Annotated in this window: 11 protein-coding genes; 4 read left to right on the top strand and 7 right to left on the bottom strand. The window is 69.8% G+C overall.

The features are described 5' to 3' along the window. The first annotated feature begins 209 nt into the window (after nucleotides 1-209). Nucleotides 210-1,097: a replication-relaxation family protein gene (locus CRP56_RS43045; protein ID WP_257042343.1), complete on the top strand. Its 888-nt coding sequence runs from the start codon at nucleotides 210-212 to the stop codon at nucleotides 1,095-1,097. Nucleotides 1,098-1,236: 139 nt separating this feature from the next. Here CRP56_RS43045 and CRP56_RS43050 read toward each other — a convergent pair whose 3' ends face one another. Beyond that, nucleotides 1,237-1,497, bottom strand: coding sequence for a hypothetical protein (locus CRP56_RS43050; protein ID WP_097275133.1), 261 nt, complete (start codon nucleotides 1,495-1,497; stop codon nucleotides 1,237-1,239). Between the two features lie 295 nt (nucleotides 1,498-1,792). Here CRP56_RS43050 and CRP56_RS43055 point away from each other — a divergent pair, with 295 nt between their 5' ends. Both CRP56_RS43055 and CRP56_RS43060 read left to right on the top strand, forming a co-directional pair. Then, nucleotides 1,793-2,182 carry a hypothetical protein gene (locus CRP56_RS43055; RefSeq protein ID WP_097275713.1) on the top strand — a complete coding sequence of 130 codons (390 nt, stop codon included), beginning with the start codon at nucleotides 1,793-1,795 and terminating at the stop codon, nucleotides 2,180-2,182. Nucleotides 2,183-2,190: 8 nt separating this feature from the next. Continuing rightward, nucleotides 2,191-2,862, top strand: coding sequence for a nucleotidyl transferase AbiEii/AbiGii toxin family protein (locus CRP56_RS43060; RefSeq protein ID WP_097275135.1), 672 nt, complete (start codon nucleotides 2,191-2,193; stop codon nucleotides 2,860-2,862). A 671-nt stretch (nucleotides 2,863-3,533) separates the two neighbouring features. Here the strand turns inward: CRP56_RS43060 and CRP56_RS43065 are convergent. Both CRP56_RS43065 and CRP56_RS43070 read right to left on the bottom strand, forming a co-directional pair. After that, entirely contained in the window at nucleotides 3,534-4,931 is a 1,398-nt protein-coding gene (locus tag CRP56_RS43065; protein WP_257042152.1) for an MFS transporter, read from the bottom strand. Nucleotides 4,932-4,991: 60 nt separating this feature from the next. Beyond that, complete coding sequence (locus CRP56_RS43070) at nucleotides 4,992-6,266, bottom strand: cation:proton antiporter domain-containing protein (RefSeq protein ID WP_097275139.1); 1,275 nt, start codon at nucleotides 6,264-6,266, stop codon at nucleotides 4,992-4,994. 485 nt (nucleotides 6,267-6,751) lie between these two features. Between CRP56_RS43070 and CRP56_RS43075 the strand changes: the two genes are divergently transcribed. Continuing rightward, a complete protein-coding gene (locus tag CRP56_RS43075; RefSeq protein ID WP_097275141.1) occupies nucleotides 6,752-8,023 on the top strand; it encodes an NAD(P)/FAD-dependent oxidoreductase in 1,272 nt (423 codons plus the stop codon). A gap of 45 nt (nucleotides 8,024-8,068) precedes the next feature. On the opposite strand, the gene CRP56_RS43080 is transcribed toward CRP56_RS43075, so the two are convergent. The 4 genes from CRP56_RS43080 to ispG form a co-directional block, all read right to left on the bottom strand. Next, nucleotides 8,069-8,743, bottom strand: a complete 675-nt coding sequence (locus CRP56_RS43080; RefSeq protein ID WP_097275143.1) for a sigma factor-like helix-turn-helix DNA-binding protein — start codon at nucleotides 8,741-8,743, stop codon at nucleotides 8,069-8,071. 213 nt (nucleotides 8,744-8,956) lie between these two features. Further along, entirely contained in the window at nucleotides 8,957-10,474 is a 1,518-nt protein-coding gene (locus CRP56_RS43085) for an MFS transporter (protein ID WP_257042156.1), read from the bottom strand. A 134-nt stretch (nucleotides 10,475-10,608) separates the two neighbouring features. Further along, on the bottom strand, nucleotides 10,609-12,084 hold the full coding sequence (locus CRP56_RS43090; protein ID WP_097275145.1) for a DUF6851 domain-containing protein: 1,476 nt from the start codon (nucleotides 12,082-12,084) through the stop codon (nucleotides 10,609-10,611). A 233-nt stretch (nucleotides 12,085-12,317) separates the two neighbouring features. Beyond that, on the bottom strand, nucleotides 12,318-13,475 hold the full coding sequence (gene ispG / locus CRP56_RS43095) for a flavodoxin-dependent (E)-4-hydroxy-3-methylbut-2-enyl-diphosphate synthase (protein ID WP_097275146.1): 1,158 nt from the start codon (nucleotides 13,473-13,475) through the stop codon (nucleotides 12,318-12,320). Between the last annotated feature and the right edge of the window lie 19 nt (nucleotides 13,476-13,494).

A 13,494-nucleotide genomic window follows, 5' to 3' on the forward strand; every position in this document is an offset into this window, starting at 1 on the left:
CTGTGGGTGCCAGCAGTTGTGGAAGGGGTTGTCGGCCTGGTCTACGGCGGGTTCGTGGGAGGGGTTATCGGCGGGGTTATCGCATCGTGACGCTGGTCGGGCCTTGACGGTCAGAGTTCTGGTCGGGGCCGACTGCTGGCCTGTCTCGTGCGCGGCACCTCAACCTGGTGGTGCCGGCCTGGCACGAGAGGGGCAGGGCCGTGGCGAGCATGGACGCAGGGGGCGGGGACCGGCTGGCGCTGGCGGTCGTGGCGCAGCACCGGATGGCCACCACTGAGCAGATGCACTTGATGATCGCGCCCGGGGCGCGGGTCGAGCAGACGCGGCGACGGCTGGCCAAGCTGCGCGACGAGGGGTTGATTGATCGTGTGACGCTGCCTCAGGCAGGCCGGACACGGGCCTGGTTCGTCACCCAGTACGGCGCAGAGGTCGCCGGAGGGTTTGCGGAGTTACGCGACTGGCGGCCGTCACGGCTGGCGACGGATCGCACGGCGGCCCGGCTGCGGGCGGGACATGTGCTGACGGTGACGCAGACCGCGCTGGCGTTCGTGCAGGACGCCCGCCGCCGCGGGGACATGTGCCAGCCGTTGGACTGGATCCCGGAGGTCTACCACCCGCTCGGTGGCGGGGAAGCGGTCATCCCCGACGCCCTGCTCTACTACCGGCGCACCGGTGACAGCGAGCATGACTGGTCGATGCTGCGGGCGTTCGTGGAAATCGACCGCGCCACCATGGGGCCCGAACGCCTGGCCGCGAAGATTGGTGCCTATGAACGGCTGTACCGGTACGTACCGGTGCCGGTCGGCCGGCCGCGCGGCGGCACTGTCCAGGAAGCCCAGGAGGAATGGCGGCGGCGGTATCCGCTCTTCCCACGCCTGTTGTTCGTCCTGGACGGCACCGGATCGGCCGGTGTTGAGAACCGGCTGAGCGCGCTGCGCGCGGCCGCCCGGCTGGCCGGAGCCGACTACATACGCCAGGTGCCCATCCTGGCGGCGCCGCTGGCGGATCTGCTCCGTGACGGGCCCTCAGCGCCCGTCTGGCGGCCCGCGACCGCGACGGAGCAGTCCGTGTCCTGGGTAGCCCCTTCGGCAGGCTGACGGGCGGGCGCAGGGCTGGATGACGGGTGGGCTGTACTGAGCGGCCCTCAGTCCTGAGAGCCGCTCGGTCGTGTCAACCCACGGTTGCTTACGTCGGGGACAGGGCCTTCCCGGGCGGGGCTCCGTGGGTGTGGTGCTGTCAGTGCCCGGGCAGCAGGGCGCCGCTGCCGGAGTGATCGATGACGTTGCCGTTGGAGCAGTTGTTTTGGTGGTTGCCGGTCCAGTCGCTCAGAGCGGGGACCACGGCGAGTTCCTGGAGGCAGACGTCAGAGGCGGTGAAGTTCCAGTTGTTCGCAGGGTTGATCCCGCCGCCGAAGTTGGTGTCGTCGTCAGCGAAGGCAGGCGTGGCGGTGGAAAGGGCCGCGACGGCCAGCAGGCCGCAAGTGATGATCTTTCGCATGGCCGGTGAACGTAACCCTGCTTGTGGTGGTCACGCAGTGATCGGCTGTTCGTGAAAGGTTGGGCGAGATCCCGTCCTCATGACGCCACCCTGGGTGGCAGGGACCGCACTCGGCGGCGTCGGCCCACAGCGACCCGGACCGGCCTTCCAGCGCTGTGGGTCCGGACCTGGCCCTCAGCGAGTGCTGCCCGTCGTCCGGCTGCGCGGTAGATCCGCACATGACCGTAGTCATCTCGTGAGCAGGGGTGGCCTCGTCCGGCTCATGGTTCGCCACGCCCGCCTCCATAATGGCGATATGGCAGACAGTGCCCACTCGCCCACCTCCAGGCCCGATTCTGCGGGAGCGTACGCGGAAGATCTTTCGTTGTACCGGCAGAAGTTCCATCAGCGCCTGCCTGCGTCTTTGGATGAGTTGCGGGGCCCGGTACGGGGTGTGGTGGATCTTCCGCTGCATGTGGCGTGGTCCGGGTTGACCTCCTACGACCTGGACAAGCCGCGTCAGCGCATGGGGCTGTACCGGACCGTGCTGCACGAAGGCCTGCGCGAGGACCTGACAGCTTTCTTGAATCACGATGTTCTGCTGGAGCTGTGGCCCACGCTGCGTCGTCTGGTCGGCCGTACGGTGCGCACCGTGTGGGAAGAAGCCTTCCCTCAGCTGGCCGCCCGCGGCCGGGCGGCTGCGTGAGTCAGGACATGCCGGAGCTGCACGCACGGCTCCTGGCGGACGTGATCACCCTGGGCTCTCCCTACCCGCTCGTGTTGACTGGCGGGTACGCGGTGCGCGCGCACCGTCTGGTCAGCCGTCCCAGTCAGGATCTCGACGTCGCCACCGAGAATCCCGCTCCCATGGCGGACATCGCCGCCGCCCTCCGCAGCGGCCTTCAGGAGCGCGGCTGGCAGGTGCAGTCCCTGGAAACAGCCCCGCTGTCCGCTCGCTTCGCCGTCCGCGACCCGGATACCGGCCAGGAGGTCGAGGTCGACATCCTCAAGGAGATCTTCTGGCGTCCCGTCGCCGACAGCCCGTACGGGCCCGTACTCGCAGAAGAAGACGTGATCGGCACGAAGGTACGCGCCCTGGGGGACAGGGGCGCCCCCCGGGATCTGATCGACGTGTTCGCGGCCTCTCGGCGTTGGAGCACAGCCGACCTCGAGGAATTCGGGCGGCGACACGCCCGGGGGCGTTTCGAACGAGAAGACCTCCAGGCCAACCTCGCGGGCGCCGAGTGGACCGATGACGAAGCCTTCGCCGCCTATGGCCTCGACGCAGCCACCATCGCCGCTCTACGTACCTGGGCCGTGCAGTGGGCCGACGAACTCGCCAGCTGGCTTTTCGAAGAAGACGAGTCCCACCCTGACCAGGACTGACCGAACGGCCGCCAGCCCCACGACCAACCGATGGCAAGTTCCGCGGTGCAGGGCGACCGGTCCAGGCAGGTGGGGCAGACCGCGCTGCGGCTCCAACCTGGCCGAGCCCAGCTGCGCAACCTGACTGCGCACCATCGCGCAGACTCGATGCGCAACGCGGGCCGCGCAACCGTGAGGGGTGGGTACCGGTGCGGCGGCTTTCTCGTTGCGCAACGCCGGACGGGTCTCTGGAAAGGCTGCGTGCGCAAGACCGCGCAGCCTGGTGTGCACGTCCCTGTCGTGTACGGCCGAACCTCCGACTGCGCACGCCGACATGGGTGCCGTTTCGCGGTTTCGCACCGTCCGTTGCGCAGGCGCGCAACCGTGACCGCACCCGTCGCGCAGCCGCCCGTGGTCGCCGCATGGTCGGGCTGACCAGCGGCTGACCACGCCGTTTGTGCCCTCATCGTGACCGTGGTCAGCCTGACCTGGTCGATGGTCTGGTCAGGGCTGGCGCTGGCGTACCAGGCGTGTTCTGAGCCCCGCCACAGCACTCACGCGCCTTGCGTTCGGCAACGTCCGGGCGTGATAGCTCTCGTCCAAGATCACGTCCATCGTGTTCGGGATGGTGGACTTCACGCGACGTCGCCGATCGGCGGGCCCCCCAGGTTTCGGGGGGCCACAGCGTGTCGTCAGGACTGTTCTGAGGCCAGAGCCCGGGTGGGGCGGGGGTGGGGTGAGGTCGGGGTTGGGTTGAGGTGCTGGGGGTGGTTGGCGCGGGTTTTGAGGGCCAGTGCTGCTGCTACGCAGATGGCGACCGGCAGGACCAGGGTGAGCAGGACCGTGCCCAGGGACCAGCCTGCGTCGACCATCAGGCCGCCGAGCAGGCCGCTGGCGACGGGGCCGAGCTTGCCCGCGGTGTTGGCCCAGCTGACGCCCGTGGCGCGGGCAGAAGCCGGATAGGCGACCGCGGCGATCGCCTGGAGCGCGGAGTTGGCCGCCGGCAGGCACAGGCCGAGGACGAACATCAGCGCGATGAGCGCGGCGAAGTGGGTGGCCACCAGGGAGGCGACCGCGAAGCCGATCGCGGTGGCCGCCCACAGGGTCCACAGGACGCGGAAGCGGTCGTAGCGCTTGAGGATGAAGGACACCGACAGCTGTCCTGTCAGGCCGCCCCAGCCGAACGCGGCCACGGCCACGGCGGCCTGTGACGAGGTCAGGCCAGTCCGTTCGGCCAGCAGCGGCAGGTAGGTGATGAGTCCGGCGCCGATGCCCTGGCCCAGGAAGAAGCTGAGCCAGATCAGCACGGTGGTGCGGGCGAGGCCGCGGGAGAGGACGACCTTCGCCGGGCGGCGTTCCGGTCGCTGTTCGGCGGCGGGAGCGTATTCCACGTGGGAGACGTCCTGGTCCGGGGCGACGGCGGCCAGGGCGGCGCGTATGCGGGCCGGGGACGCGCCTCGGGCGGCGAGGACGCCGACGGACTCGGGGACGTAGCGGAGGACCGCGGGGATCAGCAGCAGGGGGGCGATGCCGCTCACCAGCAGCAGGGTGTGCCAACCGACGGCGGGCACGAGGAGCGAGGCGAGGATGCCGCCGAGGACGATGCCGCCGGTGACTCCGGAGAAGGCCAGCGCGACCGACTGGACCCGGCGTGCCGCCGGTGTCCAGTCCGCGACCAGCGCCATCACGGTCGGCAGGATGGCGCCGAGGCCGAGGCAGGCGATGAGTCGCAGTGCGGCGAAGGAGGCTACGTTCTGGGTGAGTCCCAGGCAGGCCGTGCCGAGGCCGAACACCGCGATGCCGGTGACGGCGACGCTCTTGCGGCCGTAACGGTCGGCGAGCGGGCCCGCGGCGGCGCCGCCGATGATCATCGCCAGCACGCTCGCCGTCACGATGGCGGTGACCGTGCTCATCTCGGTGCCCCAGTCGTCGCGGATCCTGGGATAGACGAAGGAGACGACGGTGGAGTCGAGACCGTCGGCGATCATCGTCAGCAGGCCCAGTACGACGATGAGCCACTGCCTGCGGCTCATCGGGGTGCCGTCGACGAACTCCTGTGGGCTTGGGCGGGGTGGGACATCCGTGGCCATGAAGGGGCCCTTTCATTGGGGAGGTGCGGGAGGAGTGGGGGGCGGGGCGGTGGGGTGTGGCTAGGCGGCCCTCTTGAGTGGCGTGGTCGGCAGGGTTTCTGTGGGCTCGTGGTCTCGGTGCCGGACGTTCTCCGTCGGGCGGCCGATGAGCCAGGTCAGCAGGGGGCCGGCCATGGCAGTGGTGAGGACAGCCATGACGACCATCAGGGAGTACAGGTCCTTGCCGATGAAGCCCAGCTGCAGACCCACGTTGAGGACGATCAACTCCGTCAGGCCGCGCGTGTTCATCAGCGTGGCGAGGGCCGCCGACTGCCGCAGCGGCATCTTGTTCAAGCGGGCGGCGACGAACGCGCCCGTGAACTTGCCGCCGACCGCCACCAGCAGGATCAGCGCCAGCGCCCCCAACCCCGCCGTGCCAACGTCGGACAGGTCGACCTTGAGGCCCGCGACGAGGAAGAACACCGGCAGCAGCAGCGTGTTGTTCATCTGACCCAGCCGCTCATGGACCTCGGCGCGCAGCTGCTCGGTGCCGGTGCGGGGCAGGACCATGCCGAACAGGAACGCCCCGAAGATGTAGTGCAGGCCCACCCACTCCGTGGCCGCCGCCGACAGCAGCAGGCCCGCGAGGACGCCTGCCAGGACGGTGGGGCTCAGCCGCAGGTCGGGGCGGCGGGACACCGCGCGCTGGAGCAGCGGCCGCACCACGAACAGCATGCCCAGCAGGTACGGGATCGCGAGCAGGATGCGCCACTGGTCCGGACCCGCCGAACCGCTGATCGCCACCACCGCAGCCAGCAGCGACCACGCCAGCACGTCATCGATGGACGCGCACGCCAAAGCCACCACACCGAGCGGGGTGCGGGTCATCTGCCGGTCCGTCAAGATGCGCGCCAGCACCGGGAACGCCGTGATCGACATCGCGATCCCCATGAACAGCATGAACGCCGTCTTGTCCCCAGTGCCGTAATCGTCCATCAAGTACAGGGCGAGGAGCGAGCCCAAGCCGAACGGCAACAGGATCGAGCTGGCCGAGACGGTCGCGGCGAGACTCCCCGAGCCCCTGATCATCGAGGCATCCCACTCCAGGCCCACGATGAACATGAAGACGGCGACACCGACCGCGGCCAACGCGGCCAGCAGCAACCGGATATCGCCCGGGAACAGGGCATCCGAGATCGCCCCGTGGAACAGGGTCGGCCCCAGCGCGATACCGGCGAGAACCTCGCCGATCACCGCGGGTTGGCCCAGCCGCCGGGCCAACGCGCCCAGCAAGCGCGCCATGACCACCAAGGCAGCCAGGCCTGCAAGCAATGACGTGGTCTGATGCGTATCCATGACATCCGTCTCCGTGGGCGAGGGCCCGCCCGCGTTCCTGTGCGGGGCACGGGGCGCGGGCGGGCCGTCGGCAGGCGGCATGAGGAACGGACCGGCAGCGGAGGGTCAGGGGTGCTGCGGTGCCGCGGCTCCGGTAGGGGCCAACAGCATTTTTCAGCCGCGTGCTTGAGGGAGGGCCGCGTCTTCTTCGAGTGCTTCCCGACTGGGCCCTGAGTTGTTCTGACGGATGTTCCGATGCCGGCCTGAGTATTCCTGTGGGGATGCCGGAAGGAATGTCGGATTACATGGGCAGTCGGCGGACTTCCTCGGTTGTTTCCGCGGACATACGTGGCCTACTCAGATTCGGCGGAGAATCGGCTGAGCAATTTCAGCGATGACACCGGGTGATTGGCCCCTGCACGCTGTTCGGTGAGCGCGATGTGCGACAACGGAGGGATTCCTGTCCGCACTCGACGCGCGAACACCGGATCTGGGGAAGGTCTCGCATGTCGTCCACTCTGCAAGGGATAACCGACGATTTCGACGTCATCATCATCGGCGGCGGGCCCGCCGGTGCGACCGCCGCAGGGCTTCTCGCCGAGCGCGGTCGTCGTGTTCTCGTCCTCGACCGTGAGCGGTTCCCCCGCTATCACATCGGGGAGTCGCTCATTCCCGGATTCATGCTTCCTATGGCGGAACTCGGCCTGACCGAGCGCATGGAGGCGAAGGGCTTCGAGCGCAAGTACGGCGGCACGGTGGTCTGGGGCAACAACGAGATCCCGTGGAACTTCGCGTTCGCCACCGGTGGAAAGATCCCGTACGCCTACCACACGCGCCGCGCCGACCTGGACACGATGATTCTGGACCGGGCGCGCGAGCTGGGTGCCATCGTCGTGGAAGAGGCGACGGTGAAGGACACCATCGAGGAGAACGGCCGTGCCGTGGGCGTCAGCTACGCCGTGCGCGGCGTCGAGGGCGTCGTCGAGACCCGTGGCTCCCTGATCATCGACGCCTCCGGGCAGGCCCGGGTGATCGGCCGCAAGTACTCCGAGGTCAACTGGCACGAGCAGCTGCGGAACGTCGCGGTGTGGACGTACTTCGACGGCTGCCACCGGCTGCCCGGTGACGAGTGGAGCAACATCCTCATCGAGGGCGTCAAGGACGGCTGGTTCTGGGGCATCCCGATCGACAAGGGTGTCTTCAGCGTCGGCTTCGTGACACCTTCGGCCACCGCGAAGGCGTCGGAGCAGTCCCTGGAGGACCTCTTCAGGTCCCAGGTGGCGAAGAGCGGCAAGCTGAAGGAACTCCTCAAGGACGCCCACCAGACCGCGGGCTTCCGCAGTGCGCGCGACTGGTCGTACACCAACGAGCGCTTCTACGGGAACGGCTGGGTGCTGGTCGGCGACGCCGCCGCGTTCGTGGACCCGCTGTTCTCGCCCGGTGTCGCGCTCGCGACCATGGCGGCCAGCTCCCTGGCGAAGATCGTCGACCAGATCATCGAGCACCCGCAGATCGAGGAGAAGGCGCTCGACCGGTACGCCTCCGCGTACAAGGACTTCTTCGACAGGATCCGCGTCTTCGTGGAGGGGTTCTACGACCGCTCGAAGACCAAGGGCTTCTACTTCGACCTAGCCCAGACGATCACCGACCCGGAGAAGAAGAACGACGCCCATGTGGACTTCGTCCAGCTGATCTCCGGACTCGCCCGCAACGACGCCCTGTTCAACCCCGACCTCTCCGACCTGATCGCCGACGTCTCGGCTCCCGCCGCCGACTGAGGTCCGGGCTCCCCGCGTTCGTCCCGCCCCGCGTACGGCCGTTGCTCACGGTGCCGGCGTCGGGCGGGACGGACACGTATATGGGCGGGTCAGCCAGCGGATGGTCTGGATCCGCCCTTCGAGAACGTCGAAAGCCAGCGCGCAGAGAACCGTGCCCTCACGGTCGCGGAAGACCGCGCCCGGCCGGCGGCCCACCTGCTGCGGTTCCATCGTGACGGCTATGCGGGTCAGCGACGGGCCGATCGCGGCCAGCGCCCGGGCCACTGCCTCCGCCCCCTCTATACGCCCCGGCCAGCGGTTCGTGCCGCGTCCGTCGCCGGCCCTCGGCACGGCGGCGGCGAGCCGGTCGCAGGCCGCCTGGGTACGGCCCAGGGCCGCTGCGATCTCCGGCGGGCCGCAGCCGAAGATCTCCCGCAGGACGAAGACCGCGCGCTCTAGCGGGGGCAGCCCCTCCAGCAGCGCCACGGCGGCCGCTGACGGGGACGGGGCCGGTTGGGGCGGCGGGTGCTCGGGACGCCGTGGCTGCAGCATGTCGAGGGAGATGCGGGCCACCGTGGCCGACAGGAACGCCCGGTCCGAAGGAGCTTGCGCGGGCTGGGTCTCGTAGCACAGCCAGGTCTCGTGCACCGCGTCCTCGGCCTTGTGGCCACGGCCCAGGAACCGGCGGGCGATCGACAGCAGCAGGGGGCGCGCCTGCTCGAACTCCTCGATCCGGTTCACGCTCGCTTCTCCTGGTCTCAGCCGGGATGAAGTAGCCGAAAAGCGGCGAGCTCCTGGCGCTCCTGGTGGTCGGTCTCGATGCGGGGCCGGCCTTCTTCCATGTGCCGGAGGGTGCGTGCGGCGCGTGCGCGCTGCGTTGTCTCCTGGTGGACCTAGGACGAACCGGCCCGGCCTCCTGTGACACGGTCACAGGAGGCCGGGGTGGAGGGGTGGTCAGGAGTGTGCCGACTCGCTCTGTTCGGTGGGCTGCGGTGCGCCCGCCTCGGCGGGTGCGGGCAGCGGGCCGGAGCGCAGCAGCACGCCGGCGGCGAGGGCGCCGAAGGCGAAGAAGGCGGCGCACCACCAGAAGACGGTGGTGTAGCCGTCGATCGCGGCGAGGCCGAGCTGCTCGGCGGTCGGCTTGCCCGTGACGTGGCTGTCCAGCCAGCCGCTGGCGGCGGTGGCGGCGATGGTGTTGAGCAGCGCGGTGCCGACGGCGCCGCCGAGCTGCTGGCCGGTGTTGATGCACGCCGAGGCGATGCCGGCCTCCTGCGGCGCGACGCCGGCGGTGCCGGTGCGGGCGGCGGCGGAGTAGACCAGACCCATGCCGAAGCCGACGGCGAGGGTCGGGCCGAGGATGTCGGCCGCGTAGCTGGAGTGGGCGTCGATCTGGGTGAGCCAGGCCAGGCCGACCGCGTTCAGCAGCATGCCGAGGGTGATCAGCGGCTTGGGGCCGTGCTTGGGGAGCAGCTTCACGGCGCCGACGCCGGCGGCGACGGTGGTGAACACGATCATCGGCAGCAGGACGACGCCGGATTTGATGGCGGAGTAGCCCAGGTTGTTCTGCAGGAAGTAGATCAGGAACAGCATGATGCCGAACAGGCCGATGCCGACGAAGAACACGGTCAGATAGGCGGCGCCGCGGTTGCGGTCGAGGACGATGCGCGGCGGCAGCAGCGGGTTGGCGGCGCGTGACTGCCAGGCGGCGAAGGCGATCAGCAGGACGGCGGCGACGACGAGGTAGCCCCAGGCGGAGGGGGTGCTCCAGCTGTGCTCGGCGGCGTTGGAGAAGCCGTAGACCACGCAGAACATGCCGACGGAGGCGAGCAGCACACCGGGGACGTCCATGCGGGCGCCGGCCTTGGGCTGCTTGCGCATCCACATCTGGCCGCCGATGAGGGCGGCACCGCCGATGACAACGTTGACGTACATGCACCAGCGCCAGTCCAGGGCGGAGGTGAGGGCGCCGCCGATGATCAGGCCGAGGGCCGCGCCGCTGGAGGCGACGCCGCTGAAGACGGCGAAGGCCTTGCTCTTCTCCTGGGGGTCGATGAACGTGGTGGCGACCAGGGCGAGGACGGCCGGGGCCAGCATGGCGGCGAAGGCGCCCTGGAAGGCGCGGGCGGTCACCAGCATGGCGAAGCTGTTGGCGGCTCCGCCGACGGCGGAGGCGATGACGAAGCCGGCCACGCCGCCGAGGAAGGTCTCCTTGCGGCCGATCACGTCGGACAGGCGTCCGCAGAACAGCAGCAGGCTGCCGAAGGGCAGGGCGTAGGCGGTGACGATCCACTGCCGGTCGGCGTCGCTGAATCCGAGGTCGTCCTGCGCGGACGGCAGCGCGAGGTTCATCACCGTCAGGTCGAGGCCCACCATCAGGTAGGCGGTGCAGATGACAGCGAGGATCAGCCACCGCCGGGGGTCGGCCGTGGGCGCACTCGGCCCGGGCGCGGGGGCTGACTTGGGGGTTGCCATGAATGTCTCCCATCGAAAGAACTCGAGCCGTCGCGCTCGGGACGATCTCGGCGGCCGTCCTGTGACTCCGCGGCCGCACGGGTTTCGGCGGCGGGCCCCGAGGGGGGGTAGGGGGCCCGCCGACGTGGTCGCGGTCAGTCCTCGACGTCGCCGTTGATGTGGCGCTGTACGAAGTCGTAGGCGCGGTCGCCGAACTGGGTGCCGAACTCCAGGGACTGTTCGGCGGTCTCCCGGAAGTGCAGGCCGGCCCACACGCGGCTGTGGGCGGCGTCCTTCTCGAAGTCGGTCCAGGTGGCGTAGCGCAGTTCGAGGTCCTTGGCGGGGACGGCGCCGGGCTCGATCAGGGAGGAGCCGGCGGCGGCCTTGACGGTCCAGTTCAGGACGTCGTCGTCGAAGAAGCGGCGGGCGGCCTGGGCCTCCGCGGCGATGACGGCGGTGGTGCCGCACGGGTACTCGGGGTGGTTCGACACCGGCAGGTAGCTCGCCCACGCGTTGGCGGGCAGGTCGTCGACGGTGCCCTTGCCCGCTCCGCCCCAGGCGGTGACCGGGCGGTCGCCGTGGATGTGGCGGACGGCGCTGAAGGGCCGTACGGCGTCGTACTCGCGCTTGTGGTGCCAGGCGGCGATCAGGCTGTCGAACTTGGCGACGGAGCTGGTGAACAGCAGGTGGATCCAGCCGTCGAGGTCGAGGTCGGCGTTGTGGGCGAGGGCCGCGTACTTCGTGGCCTGCAGGACGCCCTGGTAGGCGTTGTCGAAGAACTCCGCCTTCACCTTGTGCTCGTCGGTGAGACCGGCCGAGGCCTGGAGGATCTCGTCGACCGCGTGCCGGTAGGCGGGGCCGGTGTGGTCGGTGTGGGCGGGGTGGGTGAGCTTGATGTGGTCCGGGTCGCGGAAGGTGTGGGCGGTGACCCGGCCCAGGTGCGGGGTGAGGAAGTGCTGGGCGGCGAAGACGCCCTCGTCGCCCGGTCCGCCGCCGGCGCGTCGGCGGTGCGTGGTGAGGGCGGGCTGCCAGCGGGAGGGGTCGGACAGCTCGTAGGGGGTGTTGACGGGCACGTAGCCGGTGTAGTCGGCGTACGGCCGGCCGTGGTACTTGCCGCCCTCGTCGCCGAGGAAGTTCATGCCGTCGTGCATCCGGGACTCCAGCACGGCCTTGGCGGCTGTGTTGCCGATGCCGACGGCGGTGGTGGTGTCGGTGGAGTCGTCGTCGGCGTTGAGGCCGACCATGGCGAGAACCTGCCGCATGATGGGGGCGCGCTCGGGATACAGGGCCCGCACGGCGATGTTCGCGGCGTGCAGGGCGGCGATGTTCTTGTTGCGGTTGGTGGCCGCCTCGGCGGCGGGGCGGCGGGCGATGCGGGAGTGCACGCCGACCGCGGTGGGGTGGTAGGGCGCGAGCGCGTCGAACCACGCCGTCTGCATGATGTCCTCGATCCAGAGGATGAGGGGCAGGTCGGTGGGGGCGATCCCCTGGCTGGCGCCGGAGGAGTCGCCGGCGGCGGCGAGCAGGTCCCGGTAGAAGTTGCCGTTGTCGAGGTCGAAGGCGGGCGGTGCCGCGGCGGCCTGCGCGGGGGCGGCCTGCGCGGGGGCGGATGAAGGTCCGGACGTCGTCATGGTGGGTTCCTTCAGGTCGTCACAAGGGAAAGTCCGTCCACGGGGAGGTCTTCGGGGACTCTTCGGGACGGACCACTCCTCGGAGCCCAGGCCCCGGCTGCCCGCGTGCCCCCTGCCTCGTGTCCAGCGCCGACCACGCTAGGAACCGTGCGACCGGCATGTCCACCAACTCCCCTTTCCCTAAAGGAGAGTTCGAGTCGTCCGAGGGCGATCCTGGACGACGTCCGGAATGTTCAGGCCACCTTCTGCGTGGCGTCGTCGACGGCGAGCGGGTCGATGCCCATCTCCTCCGCGAGCCGCATGGCCTCCTCGATGAGGGTCTCGGCGATCTGCGCCTCGGGGACGGTCTTGACGATCTCCCCCCTGACGAAGATCTGGCCCTTGCCGTTGCCGGAGGCGACGCCGAGGTCGGCCTCGCGGGCCTCGCCGGGTCCGTTGACGACGCAGCCCATGACGGCGACCCGCAGCGGGGCGGGGAAACCCTCCAGGGCGGCGTTGACCTCTTCGGCCAGTTTGTAGACGTCGACCTGGGCCCGGCCGCAGGACGGGCAGGAGACGATCTCCAGTCCGCGTTCGCGCAGCCCGAGGGACTCCAGGATCTTGGTGCCGACCTTGACCTCCTCGACCGGGTCGGCGGACAGCGAGACCCGCAGGGTGTCGCCGATGCCCTCGGCGAGCAGTGCCCCGAAGGCGACCGCGGACTTGATGGTGCCCTGGAAGGCGGGGCCGGCCTCGGTGACGCCGAGGTGCAGGGGGTAGTCGCAGGCGGCGGCGAGCTGCCGGTAGGCCTCGATCATCACGACCGGGTCGTTGTGCTTGACGGAGATCTTGATGTCGCCGAAGCCGTGCTCCTCGAACAGCGACGCCTCCCACAGCGCCGACTCCACCAGCGCCTCGGGCGTGGCCTTGCCGTACTTGGCGAGCAGCCGCTTGTCGAGGGAGCCGGCGTTGACGCCGATGCGGATGGGGACGCCGGCGTCGGCGGCGGCCTTGGCGATGTCGCCGACGCGGTCGTCGAACTTCTTGATGTTGCCGGGATTGACGCGTACGGCCGCGCAGCCGGCCTCGATCGCCGCGAAGACGTACCTGGGCTGGAAGTGGATGTCGGCGATGACGGGGATCTGCGACTTGCGGGCGATCTGCGGCAGGGCGTCGGCGTCGTCCTGGGAGGGCACGGCGACGCGGACGATCTGGCAGCCGGCTGCGGTGAGTTGGGCGATCTGCTGGAGGGTGGCGTTGACGTCGGACGTGACCGTGGTGGTCATCGACTGCACCGACACGGGGTGGTCCCCGCCGACTCCGACCGCTCCCACCTTGATCGGGCGGGAGCGGCGCCGTTGCGCAATAGGCCGCCGGGGGAACTGCGGCACGCCCAGATCGACGTTCGGCACGGGAGCGTCTCCTTTCACG

The organism is Streptomyces sp. TLI_55, from assembly GCF_900206255.1.
GTDB lineage: Bacteria > Actinomycetota > Actinomycetes > Streptomycetales > Streptomycetaceae > Streptomyces > Streptomyces aquilus.